Source organism: Paenibacillus silvae (assembly GCF_014639235.1).
Lineage (GTDB): Bacteria > Bacillota > Bacilli > Paenibacillales > Paenibacillaceae > Paenibacillus > Paenibacillus silvae.
On record NZ_BMFU01000003.1, the window covers coordinates 215,409 to 237,917 of the forward strand.

Consider the following 22,509-nt stretch of genomic DNA (forward strand, 5'->3'; position numbering starts at 1 on the left):
TCACGTTTCTGAAGATGTAAAGTCCTCCAGCACCTTCGACCGATCTCCATACACTTTGTCCAGATGCTCTTCCCCCCAATAGCACAGAAGATCCAGCGCAGGCTTGAGTCCCCATCCGTATTCCGTAAGCTCATACTCCACCTTGGGAGGCACTTCGGAGTAAACTTTGCGCTGTACAATCTCGTCTTTTTCCAGCCCTCTAAGCTGGGTCGTCAGCATTTTCTGCGTAATGTCCGGGATCAGCCGCCGTAGCTCCGAGGTCCGTTTGCGCCCTGTGAACAAATGATAGATAATGAGCGGCTTCCACTTCCCACCCATCACTTCCAAAGCTGCTTCAACACCTACCCTATATTTCTTGGGAGCATCTGCACCCGTTTTTGTCTTGTCTTGTTCCGTCACGCGCATTCCTCCATATTCCCTATCTGCCCAACCAACATAATTTACACCGACACTTCTTCAATAAAACAACCTTTTTGCACCTTTCATCTGCATGCCGAGGACCATATTGCGGTCTTCCAATCAAGGCACATTCATGTTCTTAGGGCAATTTCATCTCCCTATAGAACATCAAAGTGCGTACTTCCAGATGTTCTCAACCCTGTTTATAATAGCATCATCCAAGGAGACATGGCTACCTAACCACGCTCCAGAAAGGCTGTGATTGTTAATGAACGTATTAGTCGTTGTATCCCATTCCCGTAAAGATTCTCTGACCTTCCAGGTCACTGATCGTTTCGTTAAAGGACTGGCAGAAGCGGGGCATCAAACAGAAATCGTGGATTTACATGAGATAGGTTTCGATCCGATTCTACGCGCAGAAGATGAACCTGACTATACGCAGGAAATTCAGCGCTTCTCCCCTCAGATTGAAAAGGAGATCACACGGCTCAGGAAACACGATGCCATTGCTTTTGTCTTCCCCCTGTGGTGGTGGCATCTGCCAGCGATGCTGAAAGGGTATATTGACCGTGTGATGAACAACACCTTTGCCTACGGTACGAACACACTGCATCATGAGCAAATTCTATGGATTGCCCTTGCCGGTGTGACCGAAGAACAGATGAACAAACGGAACTACGGTGATTCCATTCGCAATCTGCTTAATGTCGGTATCGCTGATTATTGCGGCGTATCTAATTCGAGAGTTGAGTTTCTGTACAGTACCGTAGAAGCCCCGCCGGAGCATTATGAGGAACTGCTGAATCAGGCATACGAGTTAGGCGTTAACTATGCCAGCCATTCTGCCAAGCCACTAACAACCTAAATGCCGAGAGTGCATCCGCGACGTTAAACGATTGAAAATAAACACACCAAAAAAGGCCGCTCAATTGAGCGACCTTTTGTGTGTTTCGTGTTGCTTCACGATCCGGGTTTTGTGCTATTTTACAACACTACCTTGGTTTCTCTATATTCGCTGTACAAGACTCTCCAGCTTTTATTTCATTGCTGCAAGCAAGAATTTCTCCAGCATGCTAGTATCCGTAATGCTCTCGTTGCACGCCTTATCATCCATACACACATACTGACCAACGGAAGCAAAATTGTCCGCCGATTGTGCCTTGGTCTTCACGTTGAAAAATCCAAGCTCCTGATGGCGATGGCAGAACATGCAATATCCCTTCTTGTTCGTAGGCGTAATTCGTCCCTCAATACCAAGGAACTTGCCTTCAAGTCGGTAGACGATAAACAAACGGCTAGTCGCAATGTCAAGCCATCTTAGGTACGTCGTGTGTGCGTAATCGATGGATTCCAGATCAGGCAGCTTGAGCTTTTTGGCTTTGGGAAACAGCTTCTGGATTTGCTTGGCTGTGACCTGTGGATATGGAATCAGGTAGTCTTCAAGCTGATTCAAGTAGGTCTGCACGTCATGCGGCGTCGCATACGTGGATAGCTGCTCCAGCAGCTGCTTCTGTTCCAGCGTCAGATTCTCGAAGATACCAACGGCATTCGTACTGACGGTGTAGCGGACCGTATCCAATACTTTGGGGTCTACGACCGAGCGCAGCGTTTTCAGCAGAAATTCGGCTTGTTTATAAATGTAGTTATATTGATGATTATGAATAAATGGTGTTTGCATGGCCTTCAGCCCCTTATTTATAGTGGTCAAGCAAATAAGGTGCAAAGCCTGCGGATTGAACCATGATGTTGGTGTTGCTTACTCAGGGCAAACGATCTCATTTTGTCGCGCCCTACACAAAGTCCGCCCCTATTCAGGCTTTGCGTAAGGCTTTCTAGCGAACGAGCAATCCGGCATCATCCATATTGCCACGTCATAACCCCCAATGCAGTCGATATATGGGCATTATAGCAGGAATGGGGGGAAGGGAGCAATGTAGTTTATGTTGTCTGATGTAGCTCGAAACTTTCTAGATTCAAGTTAAATTTACCTTTAATAAGTATATCTAACCCTAACAAACCGTTAATATTGTGGTACTTAAAAGAAGTGAATTCTATAGGCACATCTCTTAAAACAAAATCCTCTACCTGTATGCCTTCAATTCTTTTACTAAAAGCATGCTCTTTTCCACCTATACCATAACTCGTTACAATCTCGTCTTCCAAACCAAACCTAATTCCGATATCATCCACTTTGTCCTGTGAAATCAAAGTATGACTCGCTCCCGTATCAATAACCACATTGCTGACCGTTTTTGTTTTTCCATTAAAATGAACAGTCACTTCTGTGAATAATAGGCCTTCTCTGTATTCTACTTTCATTCACATATTTCTCCTTAAACCTACATTATTTCTCACTTTAACAACCACTTGGTCTTTTGAGGTATGATAAACCAAGGTTTTATCCCTGCTATTGAGTAACTCTTGAGTCGCTTCTGCATCACTCACAGGCCCAATAACAGCTACCTCATCGATTACTTCTTGGCTCTCTGACTCTTCTGAATGCAGAATCTCAAATTTCACAAATTGATTCGGAAAAATCTGCTGGACCTCATGCCATTTCATATCTTTCCCTCCTCATTGGTTATATTGCTTTTATTATATCATGTACTTAACTGGCGTTAAGCCAATCATGCATGATACCAATACATCGAATGTTCTCCTATCTTTTCAAAACCTAATTTCTGAGCTAGTTTGTTCGATGCACCATTATCCGTATGACAGCTCCAGTTGGGAGTAAGATTTTGTTCTAGACAGTCCTGAATAAAAAGCATGCCCAGCTTGCTCGCTAACCCTCGCTGCTGAAACTCTTCAACCGTAATAATGTCAATCTCAGCATAGCCTCCGCCCACATATGGTGAAGTACAGACACTAATCAATTCTTCATCTTTCATAATAAAATGCCCGATTCCATGGGCACAGAACTTCTCGGCGGTTGGCCATACAAGCTTATAATAAGGGTAAAAATGTTCCCTGTATTTTGTAGCGATATCGAGTTCTAGCGGGTAATACTCAAAGTGCTTTTGCAGAGTTATAGCTGACTTGCCATAAGACTGAACAAATTCATTATAGAATTCTTTAAAACGTTCTTGATTAAAACGATAATATGTACGTGAGATTTTCCGGGAATATTGAATAGGATAGGCATCCATCCGGTTCTCCCAAGCCTCGGTGTAGATACCCAAAGCAAAAAAATCAGGATGATTCGACTCATCATTCATGTACTGAATGATATCCTGAACAAAAGCATCATTCGTTTCATCTCCAGCCACACCGTAGAAACCACCACTACTCGTAATAAATGCAGAGGTGATTTGCTTTCCTTCATTTACATATACGCTTCCCTGCTGTGTACCGTCGATCACTGCAAGTGCATATACGGCTTGATTTCGAATCGTCTCCAGCAAAGGCAATACAGTTGAATACTCGTTCGGTACAAGTGCTCTCATGTCCAGTCCTCTTTCCTGCTATATGTCTATCTTCTATTTAACCTTATTCCTTATGATCTTACGTATGAGAAGAATTACGAATATCAACAAACTTATGACACCACATCCGGCATTAACCCAAACCTGCCACATAGGTGCATAAAACCATTTGTACACAGTACCTGATATAAAAGCGACAAATACAACGAACCAGAACCATAGTTTATAACTCTGATATATCCATGAGAACATCTAACTCACATCCTTCGTATGTAATGGAGCCTCTTCACCTTAATCTTGCTACAACGTTAGTATCGCATGAACTTCACCACAAGCCAATTCATCACCCGTAAGTTGAAAACCAAGAGAGTCATAGATTTTCTTAGCAGCCACATTTTCCGGTTTATACGTTAGTTCTACCACTTTGGCTTTCCCACGCGGGGCTGAACGTGCATACGCAATCGCTTTTTCTACCATCTCTCTGCCGTATCCATGGCCTTGGTACCGATGGCCAATCATCATTTTGAAAATGCCATAGCTACTGTGTTCGAAATTTCCATCCCCATCGTCATAATACATCGAAATAAATCCGACCATTCGTTCATCCTTGTATACTGCAAATGTGATAATGATCTGCCCCTCATCCGAGGCTATGTACGCTTCTGCAAGTGCATGCTGATTAGAAGAGATGAATTGCTGCTGATCCGGAGAAACCTTGAGTTCAATACATTCTATAAAGTTATCCCAAGTGATTTTTCTGAATTCCATTTCTTTTCCCCCTGCTTGTAGAGTGAATTGTAAATGCTCCCCCATACATTCTCTTGTATATGTTCATCGTAGTACTTCAACTCAGTACTTCTCTCTAAATCGTTCGGCCCACCAGTCCTTCTTCATTAGATATTCCGTTCTGATCGGCAGAATCAAGTAGTCATCTGCGACTTCAATCGGCTCATGAGGACCGTTATAGATTAATTCCACATTCATATGAAAGGGGTGAATAGTTCTGCCCGTTTCCATCTCAAACTCCCGAACATACCGTATAACATCCGGTATACCTTCCCAATAATGCATCGCGGCTTGTCCGCCCGCGGGCATGTTCCACCACTGGATGAAGGATGGCCATTGTTCGATCAAAGCGTTTCTCCATCCATCATGCTCCACGGTTTCAAATTCAGGCTGGTTAAGCACAAAAGGTGATATATGATTATGGTTAAGGTCTGCAAACTTTACTTGGGCCTGTGATCGAAATTTAGATACTGCTGTTTGTCTGATTTTTGCTTCCGCTTTTTGTTGAATGCTGCTCTTCCAGAAATCTTGCCATTGTGTCTCGAACTCCTGATGTAACTCATCTGCTAAAACAACCTTCCTGTTAGGCCATGCACTGTGCTCAATGAAATACGTATTGCAAATGCCATACGCTCTGGCGACATAGACCAAAAAGTTCAATTCAACATCACTGGATATGCACACAGACCATGAGTTTGAATCCATCATCATAATGAGCTTCCCACTCCTCTCATTTTTTATTTTTCCTATCGTACCATTTAATTCAAATAAAGGTAACCGGAGAGATATAGTTAAACTTCGAATAATCCACTTACATAGAACTGGAAGCACTGGTAAAATAAAAACGGGTACAGCCCCTTTAACGCCAAGCTGGTGCCAATCGATTGAAATAGATAAATTTCGCGCCAAAAAGGATGTGATCATTTGAGAAATAAAAAGATAATCATTAGCATTTTTACACTGTGTATTCTACTGCTATTCGGTTTTATGAGATGGGACCATCTTGAATCTGAATCCAGCGCAGACCTTAAATATAAGTATGATCGATGGACGGGTCAGAAATGGGTCGAATTCTATCCACCACTAGCCTTCTCCTCCAATAGCATGGAGTTCCCACTCATTTACATCGATGAAATAGATACGAACGATATGAATAACTACTTAGCAAAACATGCTCTTTCTGGAGAACTGGTCAACAAGTGGATTGAGAGAACAAAGTTTACGGATGGATACTTAGGTCTGTTATTGTTGAACATCATCGTAACTTTGTATAGTTGCTTCAAGATATGGATGAAGAGACGAAATCAGAGATGATCTGTTAAAGACTACAAAAAAAAGAAGCTGCCTCCCTGGCCTTCCCCAGTTTGGCAGCTTTCTTTTCACAATGGTATACCGGTTGAACTAAAAAGATTTACATCGCGTACTCCGATGTCACCTCCCTACTCCTTCACAGCCCCGACCACAATTCCGCTTACAAAGTAACGTTGCAGGAATGGATACACGAGCAAGATCGGCAGTGCGCTGATGAAAATTTGCGATGCCCGGATGGTCCGCTGGGACAGGTTCGCAATCGCTTGCGGGTCCATCTTGGTCATGTCGCCCTGTACGATGATCGTCTGCATAAACGTCGCCAGCGGCAGCTTTTCCGAATCACGGATATAGATGATCCCGTCAAAATATGCATTCCAGTGTCCCACCATCATGAACAGAGACACCGTAGCAATAACCGGCACGGACACGGGCAGATAGATTTTGACAAACGACTGGAAGTGACCTGCGCCATCGATAAATGCTGCCTCCTCCAAATCTTTCGGCACTGTACGGAAGAAGTTCAGCAGCAGAATGATGTTGAACACCGCCACCAGACCAGGCAGGATCAGTGCCCATAGCGTGTTCATCAGCCCGAGTTTCAGAATGAGGATATACCCCGGAATCAGGCCCCCACTGAACAGCATGGTAATGACAAAATACCACAGGTAGATATTCCGTGCGCGGAACACACGCGTTTCCTTGGATAGTGCATACGCCGCAAGTGTGTTAACGATCAGCGCAAGCCCCGTACCCAGCACCGTCCGCTCCACCGATACCCACAGCGAGGACAGGAAGTTGGCGTTATCAAACGTCTTGGCGTAGGCTTCAAACGTAAATCCAATCGGCCAGAATGTCACGAGCCCTGCATTCGCAGGGGCGGACGAACTGAGGGATACCATCAGCAAGTGATACAGCGGCAGCAAGCAGAGCACCGAAAGGATGGTCAGAAACACATTGTTGAAGATGCTGAAAATGCGATAAGGCAACGTTTTATGATACATGGTTCATCATCATCCTTTCTTAGAAAATTCGGTATCCGGCAAAACGGTACGCCAGTCGGTACGAGATCACAATGAGGATCAGACTGATGACCGATTTGAACAGATTGACCGCCGTTGCAAAGCTGAACTGTCCACTGAGCAGACCTTCGCGATACACAAACGTATCGATGATATCCGCTTGTTGATAGATTAATGGGCTGTACAGGTTGAAGATTTGGTCAAAGTTCGCGTTCAGCACGTTGCCCAGCGCCAGCGTAGCAATAACGATTCCGATTGGAATGAGTGCAGGAATAGTGATATACATCGTCTGTTTCCAGCGCCCCGCCCCATCCACTTCAGCCGCTTCATACAGAGCCGGGTTGATGCCCGCCAGTGCTGCAAGGAAGATGATCGTGTTAAAACCAAACTCTTTCCACACGTCACTGATAATGACGGTGAACCGGAACCAGTTGCCGTCCCCGAGGAAGAAAATCGGTTTGATGCCAAACACCGACACCAGAAACTGATTCAATATTCCCGTCTGAGCCAGAATGTCAATCAGAATACCCGACAACGTCACCCAGGACAAGAAGTGCGGCAGATACACCAGTGTCTGGATCGTACGTTTCAGCGCCATCTTCCGTACCTCATTCAGCAATAGCGCAAAGATAAATGGAATAATCAAGTTCATGATGATCTTTGAGCAGGCAAAGAATAGCGTGTTCCACGTAATTTGCAGGAAATAATCATTGGTCCACATATACTCGAAATGCTTCAGCCCCACCCACTCCGAACCACTGAAGCCCAGCGCGGGCTTGTAATCCTGAAAGGCCATTAGAATACCTGACATCGGAATATATGAAAATATAAAGACCATAATGGCCGCTGGCAGCACCATGAAGTGCAACACCCATGGCTGTTTGTAGCGTTTTTTCTTGTTTTTTTCCAGCTTGTTGCCCGCATTCGCCTGCGGGAGCCGTTGACCCTCCATTTTAGCCTCCATATGAACCTTCTCCTGTTCCCAAAAAAAGTTTTTGTGTGTCTTGGGCTTCTCTGATATAAATAGTATCAAGCCGTTCCGAGATCTGACTATATAACATTGTTAGGGTCGATAGGGTTTTGTTAGTTTGATCTATATTGGTGAACTAATCGTGTTATTTACAAGAGCCACTCCGAGGGCAGAATAACCTTGAGGGTAGCTGTTATCCCCAGATTTTTTTGATTCCCTTCTTCATAGGGAAAATCCGGTGAGAAGCGTATGCTTCCGATGCAGCTTTCTTGCAGAAAGCTTGTAAGCAACCGCATTGCTTTTCCGGTTTTTTTCTGCCCTCTCCGTTAACGTGTGAGAAAAAGGGCCAACAATATAGTTAGATGTGAATGTAGAGGAGACTTTTTATGTATACATGGGAGCGCTTTAGCATTTTTCAAAAAGGAATACGATCCCGCTTCAGCCTTTTCGCCAAAATCAACCTGTTAATCGTCATCCTGTTCATCCCGATTCTGATTATGTACACCTATTCGAACAACGTCACGTACGACGTCGTCAGCAAAGAACTGCAAGTGTCCAACACCAAGCAGCTCACGTTCCTGTCCAGTCAGATCGATTCCCGCATCAATCAGATGATGGATTTCAGCCTTATTCTCTCGCGTGATCCGAATGTGCGTGCCTTCAACGGTCTGAACCTGTGGCAGGATAAGTACGACCAGATGCAGACGAGGTACATCATTCAGGAGAAAATGACACTCCAAACTGGTGTAACCGATCTCTGGCCTACCCGCTACGCGGTGTACTCCCAGCAGAACAAGGAGGTTATTGCGAACTACACCCGCGATACGGGTTATGATGAGGCGTATTTGAAAAAAAATATGAGCGGACAATGGACCTACGGGGATCATTCCACCAACGCGAAAGACGCCATGCAATCCTTTTATTGGTTCTATACGGATTCATTGGCACAGCCGGGCATGCTCACAGGCAGTAACCTGGTCATTGAAGCCAGCTTCAGCTACGAGAATATTCAGAATATGCTCGACACGTACAAAGCAGGCGGCCAGGGCGATCCGATCTTGTACCACAAAGGCAACGCCCCGATCCTGAACCGCACCGCAGACAAGCAACTATCCGGCGATCTGATCCGTTATCTGGACACTCACTCGCTTGAAGATACAACGCAAGATGTCGTGGAGCTGGGCGGTAAAAACTATCTTGTCAGCACCGTCAAATCCACGTATCTGGACTGGCATCTGGTCGATGTCGTGCCGCTATATCAGATTTTGCAGCCGATCTCGCTGAGCCAGAATCTGTTCTATGTCTGCATGATTTTACTGCTTGTTGTGGGCATATCCGCGTCTATCCTTCTGTATCGCAATGTGCAGTACCCAATCAAGAAGCTGATCAAAGGTCTGCGCCGCGTGCAGCAAGGTGATTACTCCGTGCGTTTGCACAGCAACAACCAGAATGAGTTTTCATTCTTGTTCCACCGTTTCAACGACATGTCTCACCAGATTCAGGATCTGATCGAAAATGTGTTTCAGGAAAAAATCCGGGCCAGAGAAGCTACGCTGAAGCAGCTCCAGGCACAGATTAACCCGCATTTTCTATACAACTGTCTCGGTTATATCATCAACATGGCGCAGATGAAGGACGAGCAAGCCGTCGTGTCCATGGCGCATAACCTGAGTGCATATTATCGCTACACCACCCGGATGGAACGGGAGACCTCTTCGTTGCAGGAAGAAATACAGCTGCTGATCAACTATCTGGATATCCAGAAGCTTCGCAACGGCCGAATCGAATATCACATCGATATTCCGGAGCACATGCTTACCCAATCAGTGCCGCGTTTAATGCTACAACCGATGGTTGAGAACTCGGTGATTCATGGAATTGGGAAATCATATACCTCAGGAGAGATTCGAATTACCGGGGAAAGTGCGAACGGGTTTGGTAAAATCTATATTGATGACGACGGCCCCGGCCTTACGCCAGAACAGTACGAAGCGTTGAACCAGGAAATGCTGGAGCCTTTGCAAGAGGAGGTCGGCTGCGGGCTCTGGAATACGTACCAGCGTATGATCCACACCTTTGGCAACCATTCCTACCTGTTGTTCGGCCCATCCCCACTCGGCGGCTTCCGCACCGAAATCGTCTGGGAAATCCCGGGCGAGGATGTCGACAAGGAACATGGGAATGACTCAGGCGGATAGATAGATTAATCTGATCATCTCTTAAGGGCCTCGCATAACGATTGCATGTACTAAAAAACGCCTTCCAACCGCTCATTATGGCGATGGTAAAGGCGTTTTTGCTATCTTTTTCGTATCTTCTTGCTTCGTATCTTCTTCGTACCCTCTTTGCTATCTTCTTGCTTTCTTTTTTCTATTTGTGACTACGTCTATACTTTCTTGCTCATCCGCTCATCCAGCCAACGCACAATATCCGCAGTAACCTCATTTCGGTTCGTTTCGTTCAGCATCTCATGCCGTCCGCCCGGATACAGCTTGTAGGTCACGTTGTCGATGCCCTGCTGTTTATAAGCGTTGTATAGCCGAATAATGCCTTTGCCGAAGCTGCCTACCGGGTCCTTGTCTCCAGAGAAGATATGAATCGGCAGGTCTTTGCGCACCAGATTCAGATTGCTCTTGATTCCAAGCTGCTTGAGTCCACTGAAAAAGTCTGCGAAAAACCCGGTCGTAAACACCGTTCCACAGAACGGATCACGTATATATTTATCGACCTCTTCCGCATCCCGGCTAAGCCAGTCAAACTCGGTGCGGACGGGCTTGAACGCATCATTGTAGCTGCCGAAGGACAGCTTGTTCATCCGGTGGCTTGGTACACGTCTGCCGCGGCGCCGGATCTCTTCTTGGGTTAACAGCGCAGCCACATGAAGAATAAAGCGCACATGCAACGTAGAACCCGACAAGATAACCCCCTCCAGTTCATCGCCATAGAGCATCAGATAACGCTGTGTAACGAAGGAACCCATGCTATGCCCCATCAGAAATAAAGGGAGTTCAGGATACTTCTTCTTAATGATGCCAGTCAGTTTATACAGATCATGCACCATCCACTCGAATCCGTCGCGATCTGCCAAATACCCTACGTTCTCCAGAACCTCTGCCGTCTTGCCATGCCCGCGCTGGTCGTGGATGTACACGATATATCCATTTCGATTCAGCTCCAGCGCAAAACGCTCGTATCGGGCCGCCGTCTCCGCCATGCCGTGGCAAATCTGCACCACTCCTTTAACCTGAATGTCACTCGTAGGTAGCCAGTTATACACATGGATTCGAGTTCCTTCGTCCGATTCAAAATTAAAATGATTCGTCGTACTCACAAAATCCCCCCGTAATGATACGTTTTCTCTTGATTCTCTTTTTCTTAGCCTTCTTTCTCTTCTTCTTCGTCGTCGTCATCTTTGTCTTTATGTATTTCTGTATTTCCTCATCGGCTTCAAGGTTTCCACATGCTGAGTGACCGTTCATACATATTCATCCTACTTCCCTAAGGAGGAATTTAGCAATTGAAATTTCACCATATATATCGAATGACTATACTTAAATATTGATTATTCATTCTTTTTTTCAAGCACATATGCGCCCGGAACTCTTTCCATAGAGAAGCAGATGGTGGTGTGATATACTGCTTGCAACACATGTCAGCTTAGAAGCGTGTAAACCCTCAAGCAAGGAGACAAAGCAACATGCAAATGATCATCGTAGACGACGAAGCACACTGGGTCGACAACCTGTCCATGACCAAACCCTGGCATACGCTCGGAATCGAACAAGTTCACCGGGCATACTCCGCTCGTGAAGCCCTGCAGCTCATTGAAACTCATCCTATCGATATCGTGATCTCGGACATTCAGATGCCGGAAATGACAGGCATAGAACTGATCGAACGCATCCGCATCCGGGACAAAAAAATAAAATGCATCCTCTTATCGGGATACTCCGAATTCGATTATGCCAAGAAAGCCATCCAGTATGAAGCCGTGGATTACCTGCTCAAACCGCCAACAGATGATGAACTGATCGGCGCCGTGCAGAAAGCTATCGACCAGTTGAACAATGAATGGGCGCTTGTCAGCTCCCTATCACGGACACAGTTTACACTGCGCGAGAATTTACCGCATTTGCGTGGACGCCTACTTTTAGAAGCATTACAGGGACTTCGTTTCTCAACCAGCGAATGGGAACGCAAACTTGCCAACTACGACCTGCCCTTCCACACCGGGGATGCCGCGCTGATGCTGGTCCGCATGGATAATGAGTTCGGCCACTACGACAGCCACGATCAGACCCTGATCGAATATGCCATCATCAACATGGCGGAGGAGATTATGGGTGAGTTTATGCACGTGTGGGGTGTGAAGGAAGAGCACGGGTATGTCGTGTTTTTACTGCAATTGAAGGAGCGAAGTGGCGATATTGGAAAAGAAACCATTCTGGAGAAGCTGTCCATTCAGCTTCAATCCAAAGTAAAACAGTTTCTGAAAGGTTCCCTCTCCATTGTCATGACCGAGTGGTTCACCTTCCCGGAACAGATCTACGATCGCTTCCGTCAGGCTTCCGCCTATTTCCGCCAGATCGTCGGGGATGAGCGTGAATTCGTCATGCGGGTGACCGATGTCGAAGCACCTGTGGCACAAGGTCCGCTGGACGTGCTGTACACTCCTCCTACCTTCATTCAACTGCTGGAAAGCGGCCAATGGGATGCCGCCGAAGACAAAATACGTGCCGTCTGCGCCGAACTGGACGAGAAATGGTCGGAATCATGGGAACACTGTATGGAGGCGGGTTTTCTCATCACCGCTGCTTTCACGAACCTCGCTCATCGGAACAAACTCACCCTGTCAGGACTCATGGGCAGTGAGATTGAACAGTTGCAAAGCGGCGAAGTCTTCTCCACCATCGGCAAACTGCGCAAATGGTCGCTCGGCGTACTCGCCAAACTCAAGGAAGGCACGTCCAACGAGGTCAAAGATACCCGGTCGGAATACGTGAAAAAGATTCAAGAGTTTACCGATAAAAACCTGCATCTGGATGTATCTTTGCGTGTGCTTGCAGATCATGTGAATCTGCATCCCACGCATCTGTCCAAGATTTATAAGATCGAGACAGGCGAAGGCATCAGTGAATATATCGCCCGCCTGCGTATGGATCGAGCATGCCACAAGCTGGTCACGACCACCAAGAAAGTCTACGAAATCAGCCTGGAGATCGGCTACATGGACCCGGCGTATTTTATCAAAGTGTTCAAACGTCAATTTGGCGTGACACCGCAAGAGTACCGCGACCAGCATTAAACCAAAGTTTTTACACTTTCACTAAGAGAGTCCTATCGAAACTAACAAACTCATATAGATGCCCTCCCGCTCCACTTGGTACAGTTACAGTGTAAAGATCATACATCGTAGGGGGATTGAACAATGATCAAATTCAAAGTATGGTGGTCCTTGCTCACGGTTATCGCACTCATCACCATCACTGCATGCGGTAGCAGTGGCGAGTCAGCCAGTGACAAAGGTTCCAGCGATACACCGGCGGCAGTAGGCTCTGCGGAAGCCGAAGCGGCGTTTGCCAAAGGAAAATATGACCCACCCATCGAATTCAGCTCCGTGCTGATGCCGAAAAAATACGCTCATGGCGATACCAAAGAGAACAACGTACATGACCGTTGGATGCTCGAAACGCTGGGCATGAAGCACAAAGATACGTGGTATCCGGCCACTGACGATCAATACAGACAGAAGCTACAACTGGCGATTGCATCCGGCGAGAAGTTGCCTGATTTCGTAACCGTGCCAACCAACGCGGTACTGACGAATCAGCTGATCGACTCCGGTCAATTCATCGCCATTGATGAGCTGTTCGAGAAGTATGCAAGCCCGATTCTGAAAGAGCACGCGGCAGCACATCCTGAGCTGTGGTATCCGTTCACGAAGGACGGCAAAAAGTACAACATGCCAATCATGGAGTACACAGATAACGACGATACGCTGCTCTGGCTCCGTGAAGACTGGATGGAGAAGCTGAACCTGGAAGCGCCGAAAACCATCGCAGACCTTGAGAACATCATGGATAAATTCAAAAACGAGAACCCGGACGGTTTGTCTCCAGACAAAGTATTCCCGCTGGCGATCTCGCTGAAAAACAACACCAACACCTGGATGGGTCAACTCGACTGGTTGTTCGGTGCATACGGTACAATTGAGGAGCAATGGAACAAAGACGCAAACGGCAATCTGGAGTACGGCTCCGTGAACCCGGGTGCGAAACAAGCCCTTGCCAAGCTGGCTGAATGGATGGAAAAAGGGTATATCCACGCTGACTCCGCACTATGGGATGAAGGCAAATCTGCTGAAAGCTGGACGGCTGGCAAAGCCGGCATTCTGCCTGGCGCAAACTGGGTACCGGACTGGCCTGCTCCAGACCTGCTGAAGAACGTACCGGGCGCGAAATACAAAGCCTACCCTGTTCCGGCTGGCCCAGACGGCAAGATCGGTACGAAATGGCAGAACTCTGGTGTCAACGCAAGTATCATGATCAACAAAGATGCGAAGCACCCGGAAGCGATTTTCCTGTACTACAACTATTTGCTGGAAAACCTGGCGAACCCGAAAGCAGGCAGCCCGTACGAGTACGGCTTTGCGAAAGGGTATGACTGGGATGTCGTAGACGGTCAACCGACCAGTGACAAAGAGAAGATCAAAGACTTCTCCAACGAATTCCCGTTCCTGACCGGCCCAGCGCGTATTCCGGATTTGTACATGAAAACACTCGTGAAGCTCGCGAACGGCGAGAAAGCTGAAACACCGTACGAGAAACAAATCGCCGAATTCCGTAAACCGGAAAACTGGTATGCAGGTAAAGTCGTGATGTCCCAGATCGACATCCGCAAACAAAACTATTTCACGGGCGCAGCCACACCAACCATGGTATCCAAGTGGAACCTGCTCCGTCAGTCCGAGCTTGAAACCTTCAACAAAATCATCTACGGCAAACTGCCAATCGATGCATTCGACCAATTCGTAGCCAACTGGAAATCCAATGGCGGCGACCAGATCACCCAAGAGGTGAATGATTGGTTCAAGTCTGTAAGTGGGAAGTAAGGATTAGTTGTTGGGAAAAGTAAAGCATTAACCCCCGAGCCGAAGCGAATTGTTCACGCTTCGGCTCGGGGGTTTAAGTTTAGAGCGGGGGCGCTCCCCCATGACATATGGGTTCGCGTTAGTGGATCAAGTCCGTCCATCTCCTAGCTTTGATCCGATTCATGACCTCTCTCCACCAACATCGACTGTCCTAGCAAAGATACAGTTAGCTGAATGCCGTCTCGCAGCCCATGCATGTATAACCGTTCATTTTCTATGCCTTTGCTAACGATGTAACGATTCTCCCATTCCGCATATTCAGGTGTCTGCTCGATGTCCTTACCTGCAAACAAAGCTTCAAACGCTTCGTCGTTTTCCCCACGTACACGACTCAGTTCAGGATCATGATCGATCCGGGCAGTCACCTCATCCAGCCTTGCCCGAATCGCTCGCTGCATCCACAGTGGAAAATCCATAGCTTCTCCTCCCCTACGCATTATGTACTTCACTCATTGCCGTACCACTCGACTATGTTTCGCCTTCGTTTCACTAACCCGTGCCACCAGTTCATCCACCCTCCGGCTCTGCTCCTGAACCGCAGGATTGTCCCACAACGGAATCGCTTGCTTCAAGGATGCCTCACCAAGCTGATTAAGCTTGCGCCGTTCCTCTTCCAATAAGTCAAGCAACCGGCTCATACATGCACCTCTCCGATGGGTCTAAATTGCGTAATATCTTGTTAAGACTAGACATGAGCAATCATTTTAATGCGATTATCGGTTTATTTTATTTTAATTCGATATCCGCATTAAAACAACCATTATTTCTCATACAATTTGGTTGAAATGAGAGGTGTACATAATGAAACATAGACAAGAACCACCTGGAGACAAAAACATCATCGGCTCCCGAGTCGTAGCTATCCGTAAAAGTAAAGGGATTAAACAACGGGAATTTCTCGCAAGATTGCAAACACTGGGTTTGGATATCAGTCAAACCAGCCTTTCACGTCTGGAGGGTCAATATCGTCTTGTTCAAGATTACGAAGTAGTGGTAATTGCAAAGGCTTTGGAGATTTCTGTGGGATATTTGCTTGGGGAAGATAAAGATTAAAGAAAAGAAAATTACTTAATTTCTTTTCTGGTGGCTTTCGTCATTGTGAAGCCATTTTTCAATTGTTCGAAAGAGGCTCGTTTTAGTGAAGCATTCTTGCACTGAAAGCTAGTCGCGATCGGATCAGTTCTATGTAGTCGAAATAGGATCAGGTGGCTTTGTCGATTGAGAATGTCCTTAGTGTAGTCATTCATAGTACCCAAAGGACATTTCTCACCACCATGACACCGTGAGCAAGAGTTTCTTGCTATGCTACACACGAACTAGACGTTTATTTAACTCATGACTTGTATTCTTTCTGACAACGAGGTTCTAGTTAAGGGTTACTTCTAGAGTTTTCCTAAAGGTACCGATCTCACATGAAATGATGATTAAGAACCTACTTACTCTATTGAATCAATAACAGACCCAAAGATGTTAGGTTGGCAATCCGCCCTATAATTAAAATTTGAAAATTCCGGAAAATTTGTATTCAAACTTTGTATTTATCACCAAATAAAAAATACTTTCAATTTCTAGTCCTGAATGCACTGCAGTACGTTTTATTTCATATACGTCTAATTCAATTCTTATCCTTTCTCTGTCATTCATTGACTCAGCATATTTTACAACTACTACTCGTTTTCTAAATTTCATATTATCTAATAGCTCTATTTTCCCCCTTATACTAAGTTCTCTTTCGATTTGTTTTTGCGCGACATACGGTATGTTACAAATTTCCAAAGAAATGCTCAGCCAATTTTGAGGTTTTTTTTGTTCTAGCTCAATTAGAAGATTTCCAAACCAATTCACTCTTTTTAGATAATCTCTACTTACATCACCTTCTATATAATGAATAAAAACTTTTTCATCTTTCTCAGCTGATTTATAGAGCCTTTGATCCGTATTAAATCCACACATTAGATAAGTATAAAGCAAATCATATTCATCACCATGATAGCTAGTATTTGCAGAATCAATTAAATATCTTTTCCTCAGATAGTCGATCTTTTCACTAGTCAAAGTCAAACATTGCATAATCTTAATTAGTTCAAATAGCGAAAGGATTGGTACTGAAATGTTATTCTGTGGATTTAAATCTTTCATTAAATGCACTGGAATATCGGCAAATATAACTCCAATTGGAATTACTTCTGTTATTTCTGTAAGATCCAGTATATTAATACCGCCACCAATAACTTTGAATTCTATTTTTTTCCCTATATTCTCTTTTAGAATAGATGAGAAGTTTTTGGCCTGGTCGTTGGTTTTTAAAACGATGTCCTGATAAGCACTATTAATTTCCTTTAGAATTCCTTTTTTTATATTTTTCCTTATCCCATTACTTTTTGCCTCTACGACAAAAGCGAAATTTTCATATAGTACCGTCAAATCATTTTCACCATCAAGAGTATCTTTATTCCATTGACTGTTTCTCAGCACTCTACTATTGGGAAACGATTTTAAAAAGATTTCATTTATCTTTTCTTCAAGAAATGTTCCTTTACTCTCCTCAAACTTTAATTTATCTCCTTCGATAGAAAATATAACTCTCTCAATAATGTCAGTAATTTTGTCTAATGCATTGTAAATATTGGGAATAAAGTATGAGTTATCAGATAACTTTATCAAAAATTTTTCTTCCATACGGTCATATAAAATAATTTCACTGATTTCAACATCATTGAAATCGCCCCACTTAAATGTAAATAATTCTAAAATCTCAGAAAACTGCTCGTCAGAAATCGATTTGATATAAAGATCTTTTAGACGTTTGAAACTAAAGCTAAAAAGATGATAAGAGTAATTTGCATCAAAGTACTTACTTGAGATTGATTCAATATTATCGCTTATTTTTTCTGCCAGTCTAATTATAAATTGTAAAACTTCAGTAGATGCACTTGTTTTTTTATTTTTATCATCGAAATAGCAAATCAATTCACGAAGAACATTAATTTTATTTTCTGAAAATTCTCTCAGGCGAATAAATTGATACTGGTTATTGAAATGTTTACTTTTTATATTTTTCTTGTGTAAGTCATGGGATTTAAACATTATCAATAATGTGGTCAACTTAACTATTTTTAAAATCCCATCTTCATTTATTAACTCTGTAGCCCCGGAATCCATACCTCCTACTTTCAATGCAAATGAAGTTATGTAGTCAACATGAAACTGATAAATTTTTATTTTCTCTTCAATCATACCTTTCAAACCTGCAATTCGTAACATCTCAATTTTAGCTAACATATCTACTTGGGAGAATTTTTTTAGCATAGTAATTAAATAATTCTCAATCAGTTCTACATCTTCTTCAGCATCTTCATATAAATTACTGTTATTTTTAATATTCTGAAAATCATCATTAATTCCATTAGTTTCGTCTAATAGAAAGGAGTACTTTCTAAATAGTTCATCCAAACTAACCCACCTCCGAATAAAATTATATAGTTTTTTTATATGACGGAATGTCAAGCCAAGTGCGACAGTTCCTCTGAAAAAAGGATTCGTGAGCGGTTCTCCAACGCAAGCATTTGCGTGGTATATTGTTGATGAGATCAAGTGAGCGAGGTCTTCATCCTCCACCTCAGTAAGATTAGTACCTTATAGGAATAATTCTCGTAGTAGCCCGTTTGCATTCTCATTGGAACATCGTTTTTATCATCAAAATAAACGCCCACTAATGCGGAGATTTCTTATAACATTTCTGTATTCACCAACCGCGAAGGAGTTGTCTGCTGAAATGCTTCTCCGAGTTCCTTCTAGCAGACCAAGGCTCCGAAGAAGCCGCTGCTTGATGATATATCAGTCTTCCTTGAGTCTGCTAAATGTAATTGTAGTATCTGTTTTTTGCTATCTCGTGATTTATAAGTTCATCTGAATCATGAGTTGGAATACCATTACTATAAAATTTCTTTTCGAGTGCCGAAATCTTCGTTCCATTAATTTTAGCAATTAATGCAGGATTAACTCCATTCTTCACCATTTCATACAAGGCAGAGTCCATAATTACTTCTACTGGATAACTCACTATATGATCTGGAATTTCAAACAAGTTGATAGACTTTAAAAATGTACAAAAGTATTCATTTAGATTCCCAACTCGATCATCATTATACACAAAGTCCAAAATTGATTCATTCTCTTCAAAACTTCTTTGTTTTGTGAATTCAGCGATTTTTATAGAATTCGTAATATCCCTAGTTAATCCGGATGGAATCCTCACTTTCACTTCATTTACTGTCATAAATCTAAAATCAGCACTAAAATCCGTTTTTTTCAATGCGCAAATTATCGATCTCTTTGTAGGTGCAATTAAAGTCAACTTGATAAAAAGTCTAAGTACTAAAAATTTGTAATACTTCTTTTTTTCATTAACTTTAGCAATTTCAGCTAGATTTACCCTTTCAAAATATCCATCGATCGCTTCTAAAATATCTACCAGCTCGGACTCATCCCAATAAGCCCTGTTCTTAGGATTTGTTAGGTTATACTTATTTGCTATATTGTCTTTAAAATCTTGGAATGACGCAATATTATTAAAGATATCATCTGCATACTCTCTCCCGACCAAATATTTATAAAATGCTTTAATTGATTCTAAATGACTTTCCATCGTACTAATCGTTTTGATCTTTCCCTGCTGATTATAATGTTCTATACATTTAATAACATCCTCTTTAGTAATCGTAATTGGAGAATTCCCTTTTCCGATTAAAGTAATATAGCGAACAAATTTTGTTACGTGGTTTCTGTAGGTCTCGTCATTACTTAAATATTCTTCTTTCCAGTATTCAAATAAATTGCTTTGCACTATGGTTTACCTTCTTCACTGTGATATTTTTACTTTCGTATAGTTCACCTAAACGTCCTTCGAAGTTGGATAAATTCTAGATCCAGCAGATCAAGATTCTATGCTCGAAGTGTGAATATTATTTTAGGGAAAATTATATTGTTCTTTAAAAAACTTAGTTTTCCATTATCTTACTTGCTCGCTCTCTTCAAATCTATACTGGTTATCTGATACTTTTGCCCAGTAGGTATGGCCATCAAAATAACCAAAAAAAGTTAGTTCACTCACAATATAAAGTGACCAAATACATGACTTTATTAAACTAATGTTGATTCTCAAAGATTCAGAATATTCGTCATATGAATCTACTCCATTGAAATCAGAATGTAGATCACTGATATGTACAAAGTAATTACTCAGTATTCCTTGAATTATTCCCAAATTGGGTATAACTTGTTTTCCATATTTCATAATTTTATTAACATCCATTTTTGCTTCAAGATATGTTTGATGTCTTGAAGTTTCGAACATAAAATATGCCACTGTATTCAAATTTTCATTTTATGTACTTGTACTTCCATTAAAATAGATTTACTTCTTTCTTTTGTTACTCTCTTAAAACCACACCGATTGTAATATCTTGATAGTCTACTTGAACTGTTAAAGTCTAACTGAGATTCTGAAAGCTTTGACTGCATTGGTTTAGCAATCAAAAAAACAATACCTTGAGCATTTCTTAACAAATACTTGAATGTATGGTTAATCAACTTTCTTCCGATCTCTTCTCCTCTAAAATTAGGGTGAACATCTAATCGCTGTATATAGTATAAACTTCCAAAATCAAAATGTTCATCGTAAACATCTTCATCAACTATTTGATCTGCCCTTGCACCAATTATCGCATGATCCCCATCTAGAACATCTAACCAATTAAAACATGATGTTTCCATCTCCTTTTTCCAATCATCTGGAAATTCAGTAATGTCTAAACTTGCAATTATTATTTGATTATCTTCTACATAGTATTTAGCTTTAATTTGATTCTCAACCTCTTCGGTTAAAGAATATTCCAATTCAATAAGATCAAGTGGATATACAAGTTTAATAGAGTGATATATTGGAGTATATTCATCAAGCTTTATCTCCGGGAATTCAAACAGCCTCCCATATGTCTCCAATGTAACTTGAGGTAAAACTTCAATTTGCATTACTCCGTTTTCAAAAGATTCAAATTCAATAAACATATCGTATTAATCTCCTTATTTTCAAGTATTTCGTGTAACGTTCCTGTATTAATGAACCCATCAGGGTTGTTTGCTGTGATTCCTCTCCGAAATCCTTCCCGCAGACCAAGGCTCCGAGAGGAGCCGCAGCTTGAATATTATGTTAGCTAATGTCAGATTCTTCTTGATATTGCTTATATAAGTCCTTTTCAATTTCAATGCAATGTGCTTTTTCTTGTTCGGTGGTCTTTTCACCATTCTTTATTTTTTTGTACAGTTGAAAAGCAGTTTTAAGTTGTCCTATAAAATATTCCTTCCCAAAAAATTTAAATATACTATCTGATGAAAATTCACCCATAGATAGTATTGAATCAAAATTATCACTGAAATACTCCATGATTTCTGTAGATGTCGCCTTTTTTGTCTGAATCCGGTTTAACCTATCCATATCATCGATAAGGGATGTAATCGTTTGCATACCTATTTCTTTCCCATCAATATTATAGGTGCCGTCCAAAGGCATATGCTTTTTCGGTATAATATATTGAACTTTTGCTAAATTCTCCTTTTCGACATATTTGAATAAATCTGGAGGTGTTATTACACTAGAATTTAGAAACTGCATTAAAATTAAATAAAACATAATGAGATTGTCTCCCATAGAATTTTGTATAATAGCTCTTGTTGTATTAATTGAAGGCATTAATTCTATCTTGTCGAAACCACGTTTATCTACATTAATAATCATCCCTTTATCAAGTACACAAACAACTGAAATTTGATGATTCGGATCTATTTCTATATTCATATCGACTAAGTTATCCAAAAGTGTTTCTAAGCTTGTATCAGATGTATAAGCAAACACAAATCCTGCTGTTGGCGACACAAATGGAGTTATAGGATGTTTAGGTAGACCTCTAACACTTTTAATATTTTCTACGCACTCATTGAGTCGGGTTTTGTTTAAGGATGATTTAATTTCGATAGTAGCAAATACACCTTCAATTGGTATTATTTTTGTACTATCCATATTCATAAGTATAGGACTACTAAAAGCATCATGAATAATAAGATCTTGTTGTTTGCTCTGCCTACCACTCAAATCTATTATCGCTCCCCTTGAAAACTCGTATTTAAGAGGGATATACTTGCGAAAATATGTAGAAAATATTTCTTCTCTACTGCTTCCACGCTCACCTTTATGTTCTATCTGGGAGGTCACTTCTTCAAAATCTATCATCATTTTTTTTGCAGCTGCTTTTAGTGAGTTTATAATCATATGACATCTCCTTCTTTATTCTGATTTCAGCTAACGTTCCTGTATTCATGAACCCCGAAGGGGTTGTCTGCTGAAATTCCCCTTTGAAATCCCTTCCGCAGACCAAGGCTCCGAAAGGAGCC

Annotated in this window: 21 protein-coding genes and 1 pseudogene; 5 read left to right on the top strand and 17 right to left on the bottom strand. The window is 42.5% G+C overall.

All coding sequences use genetic code 11. The features are described from left to right. Positions 1–399, bottom strand: coding sequence for a winged helix-turn-helix transcriptional regulator (locus tag IEW26_RS11785; RefSeq protein ID WP_188592553.1), 399 nt, complete (start codon positions 397–399; stop codon positions 1–3). Positions 400–667: 268 nt separating this feature from the next. Between IEW26_RS11785 and IEW26_RS11790 the strand changes: the two genes are divergently transcribed. Beyond that, positions 668–1,264, top strand: a complete 597-nt coding sequence (locus IEW26_RS11790) for an NAD(P)H oxidoreductase (protein WP_188592554.1) — start codon at positions 668–670, stop codon at positions 1,262–1,264. Between the two features lie 171 nt (positions 1,265–1,435). Here IEW26_RS11790 and IEW26_RS11795 read toward each other — a convergent pair whose 3' ends face one another. From IEW26_RS11795 to IEW26_RS11830, 8 genes are all read right to left on the bottom strand, one after another. Then, positions 1,436–2,077: a FusB/FusC family EF-G-binding protein gene (locus tag IEW26_RS11795; protein WP_188592555.1), complete on the bottom strand. Its 642-nt coding sequence runs from the start codon at positions 2,075–2,077 to the stop codon at positions 1,436–1,438. 260 nt (positions 2,078–2,337) lie between these two features. Beyond that, positions 2,338–2,718, bottom strand: coding sequence for a retropepsin-like aspartic protease (locus tag IEW26_RS11800; protein WP_188592556.1), 381 nt, complete (start codon positions 2,716–2,718; stop codon positions 2,338–2,340). After that, positions 2,719–2,961, bottom strand: coding sequence for a hypothetical protein (locus IEW26_RS11805; RefSeq protein WP_188592557.1), 243 nt, complete (start codon positions 2,959–2,961; stop codon positions 2,719–2,721). 65 nt (positions 2,962–3,026) lie between these two features. After that, positions 3,027–3,845, bottom strand: coding sequence for a GNAT family N-acetyltransferase (locus IEW26_RS11810; RefSeq protein WP_188592558.1), 819 nt, complete (start codon positions 3,843–3,845; stop codon positions 3,027–3,029). Between the two features lie 279 nt (positions 3,846–4,124). Then, positions 4,125–4,592: a GNAT family N-acetyltransferase gene (locus IEW26_RS11815; protein WP_188592559.1), complete on the bottom strand. Its 468-nt coding sequence runs from the start codon at positions 4,590–4,592 to the stop codon at positions 4,125–4,127. Positions 4,593–4,673: 81 nt separating this feature from the next. Continuing rightward, positions 4,674–5,321 carry a hypothetical protein gene (locus IEW26_RS11820; RefSeq protein ID WP_188592560.1) on the bottom strand — a complete coding sequence of 216 codons (648 nt, stop codon included), beginning with the start codon at positions 5,319–5,321 and terminating at the stop codon, positions 4,674–4,676. A 728-nt stretch (positions 5,322–6,049) separates the two neighbouring features. Then, positions 6,050–6,922 (bottom strand): carbohydrate ABC transporter permease, encoded by an 873-nt coding sequence (locus IEW26_RS11825; protein ID WP_188592561.1) that lies wholly within the window; start codon positions 6,920–6,922, stop codon positions 6,050–6,052. Between the two features lie 19 nt (positions 6,923–6,941). Next, positions 6,942–7,892, bottom strand: a complete 951-nt coding sequence (locus tag IEW26_RS11830; protein ID WP_188592874.1) for an ABC transporter permease — start codon at positions 7,890–7,892, stop codon at positions 6,942–6,944. A 404-nt stretch (positions 7,893–8,296) separates the two neighbouring features. Here IEW26_RS11830 and IEW26_RS11835 point away from each other — a divergent pair, with 404 nt between their 5' ends. Then, entirely contained in the window at positions 8,297–10,108 is a 1,812-nt protein-coding gene (locus tag IEW26_RS11835) for a sensor histidine kinase (protein ID WP_188592562.1), read from the top strand. 188 nt (positions 10,109–10,296) lie between these two features. Here the strand turns inward: IEW26_RS11835 and IEW26_RS11840 are convergent, their stop codons facing one another. After that, complete coding sequence (locus IEW26_RS11840) at positions 10,297–11,241, bottom strand: alpha/beta hydrolase (protein ID WP_188592563.1); 945 nt, start codon at positions 11,239–11,241, stop codon at positions 10,297–10,299. A 366-nt stretch (positions 11,242–11,607) separates the two neighbouring features. Here IEW26_RS11840 and IEW26_RS11845 point away from each other — a divergent pair, with 366 nt between their 5' ends. Continuing rightward, positions 11,608–13,215 (top strand): response regulator transcription factor, encoded by a 1,608-nt coding sequence (locus IEW26_RS11845; protein WP_188592564.1) that lies wholly within the window; start codon positions 11,608–11,610, stop codon positions 13,213–13,215. A 123-nt stretch (positions 13,216–13,338) separates the two neighbouring features. After that, the gene (locus tag IEW26_RS11850) at positions 13,339–15,021 is read left to right on the top strand and encodes a type 2 periplasmic-binding domain-containing protein (RefSeq protein WP_188592565.1); all 1,683 of its coding nucleotides are present in this window, start codon (positions 13,339–13,341) and stop codon (positions 15,019–15,021) included. Positions 15,022–15,164: 143 nt separating this feature from the next. Here IEW26_RS11850 and IEW26_RS11855 read toward each other — a convergent pair whose 3' ends face one another. Both IEW26_RS11855 and IEW26_RS11860 read right to left on the bottom strand, forming a co-directional pair. After that, entirely contained in the window at positions 15,165–15,476 is a 312-nt protein-coding gene (locus tag IEW26_RS11855; RefSeq protein ID WP_188592566.1) for a hypothetical protein, read from the bottom strand. Between the two features lie 33 nt (positions 15,477–15,509). Next, positions 15,510–15,698, bottom strand: a complete 189-nt coding sequence (locus IEW26_RS11860) for an aspartyl-phosphate phosphatase Spo0E family protein (protein WP_154887164.1) — start codon at positions 15,696–15,698, stop codon at positions 15,510–15,512. A 163-nt stretch (positions 15,699–15,861) separates the two neighbouring features. On the opposite strand from IEW26_RS11860, the gene IEW26_RS11865 reads away from it, so the two are divergent. Next, the gene (locus tag IEW26_RS11865; RefSeq protein ID WP_188592567.1) at positions 15,862–16,113 is read left to right on the top strand and encodes a helix-turn-helix domain-containing protein; all 252 of its coding nucleotides are present in this window, start codon (positions 15,862–15,864) and stop codon (positions 16,111–16,113) included. A 441-nt stretch (positions 16,114–16,554) separates the two neighbouring features. On the opposite strand, the gene IEW26_RS11870 is transcribed toward IEW26_RS11865, so the two are convergent. The 5 genes and pseudogenes from IEW26_RS11870 to IEW26_RS11895 all read right to left on the bottom strand — a co-directional run bounded on the left by IEW26_RS11870 (position 16,555) and on the right by IEW26_RS11895 (position 22,387). Further along, a complete protein-coding gene (locus IEW26_RS11870; RefSeq protein WP_188592568.1) occupies positions 16,555–18,513 on the bottom strand; it encodes a nuclease-related domain-containing protein in 1,959 nt (652 codons plus the stop codon). A 50-nt stretch (positions 18,514–18,563) separates the two neighbouring features. Further along, positions 18,564–18,750: pseudogene (locus tag IEW26_RS30850) on the bottom strand (IS30 family transposase); the annotation flags it as partial. A gap of 166 nt (positions 18,751–18,916) precedes the next feature. Further along, positions 18,917–19,906 (bottom strand): site-specific integrase, encoded by a 990-nt coding sequence (locus IEW26_RS11880; protein WP_188592569.1) that lies wholly within the window; start codon positions 19,904–19,906, stop codon positions 18,917–18,919. Positions 19,907–20,433: 527 nt separating this feature from the next. After that, positions 20,434–21,129: a GNAT family N-acetyltransferase gene (locus tag IEW26_RS11890; protein WP_188592571.1), complete on the bottom strand. Its 696-nt coding sequence runs from the start codon at positions 21,127–21,129 to the stop codon at positions 20,434–20,436. Between the two features lie 142 nt (positions 21,130–21,271). Further along, the gene (locus tag IEW26_RS11895) at positions 21,272–22,387 is read right to left on the bottom strand and encodes a DUF6602 domain-containing protein (protein WP_188592572.1); all 1,116 of its coding nucleotides are present in this window, start codon (positions 22,385–22,387) and stop codon (positions 21,272–21,274) included. Positions 22,388–22,509: the final 122 nt, after the last annotated feature.

Excerpts from the sequence above, each read along its gene's own strand:
- IEW26_RS11790 (WP_188592554.1), top strand. The coding sequence starts at position 668 with ATGAACGTATTAGTCGTTGTATCCCATTCCCGTAAAGATTCTCTGACC.
- IEW26_RS11795 (WP_188592555.1), bottom strand. The coding sequence starts at position 2,077 with ATGCAAACACCATTTATTCATAATCATCAATATAACTACATTTATAAA.
- IEW26_RS11800 (WP_188592556.1), bottom strand. The coding sequence starts at position 2,718 with ATGAAAGTAGAATACAGAGAAGGCCTATTATTCACAGAAGTGACTGTT.
- IEW26_RS11805 (WP_188592557.1), bottom strand. The coding sequence starts at position 2,961 with ATGAAATGGCATGAGGTCCAGCAGATTTTTCCGAATCAATTTGTGAAA.
- IEW26_RS11810 (WP_188592558.1), bottom strand. The coding sequence starts at position 3,845 with ATGAGAGCACTTGTACCGAACGAGTATTCAACTGTATTGCCTTTGCTG.
- IEW26_RS11815 (WP_188592559.1), bottom strand. The coding sequence starts at position 4,592 with ATGGAATTCAGAAAAATCACTTGGGATAACTTTATAGAATGTATTGAA.
- IEW26_RS11820 (WP_188592560.1), bottom strand. The coding sequence starts at position 5,321 with ATGATGATGGATTCAAACTCATGGTCTGTGTGCATATCCAGTGATGTT.
- IEW26_RS11825 (WP_188592561.1), bottom strand. The coding sequence starts at position 6,922 with ATGTATCATAAAACGTTGCCTTATCGCATTTTCAGCATCTTCAACAAT.
- IEW26_RS11830 (WP_188592874.1), bottom strand. The coding sequence starts at position 7,892 with ATGGAGGGTCAACGGCTCCCGCAGGCGAATGCGGGCAACAAGCTGGAA.
- IEW26_RS11835 (WP_188592562.1), top strand. The coding sequence starts at position 8,297 with ATGTATACATGGGAGCGCTTTAGCATTTTTCAAAAAGGAATACGATCC.
- IEW26_RS11845 (WP_188592564.1), top strand. The coding sequence starts at position 11,608 with ATGCAAATGATCATCGTAGACGACGAAGCACACTGGGTCGACAACCTG.
- IEW26_RS11850 (WP_188592565.1), top strand. The coding sequence starts at position 13,339 with ATGATCAAATTCAAAGTATGGTGGTCCTTGCTCACGGTTATCGCACTC.
- IEW26_RS11855 (WP_188592566.1), bottom strand. The coding sequence starts at position 15,476 with ATGGATTTTCCACTGTGGATGCAGCGAGCGATTCGGGCAAGGCTGGAT.
- IEW26_RS11860 (WP_154887164.1), bottom strand. The coding sequence starts at position 15,698 with ATGAGCCGGTTGCTTGACTTATTGGAAGAGGAACGGCGCAAGCTTAAT.
- IEW26_RS11865 (WP_188592567.1), top strand. The coding sequence starts at position 15,862 with ATGAAACATAGACAAGAACCACCTGGAGACAAAAACATCATCGGCTCC.
- IEW26_RS11890 (WP_188592571.1), bottom strand. The coding sequence starts at position 21,129 with ATGTTTATTGAATTTGAATCTTTTGAAAACGGAGTAATGCAAATTGAA.
- IEW26_RS11895 (WP_188592572.1), bottom strand. The coding sequence starts at position 22,387 with ATGATTATAAACTCACTAAAAGCAGCTGCAAAAAAAATGATGATAGAT.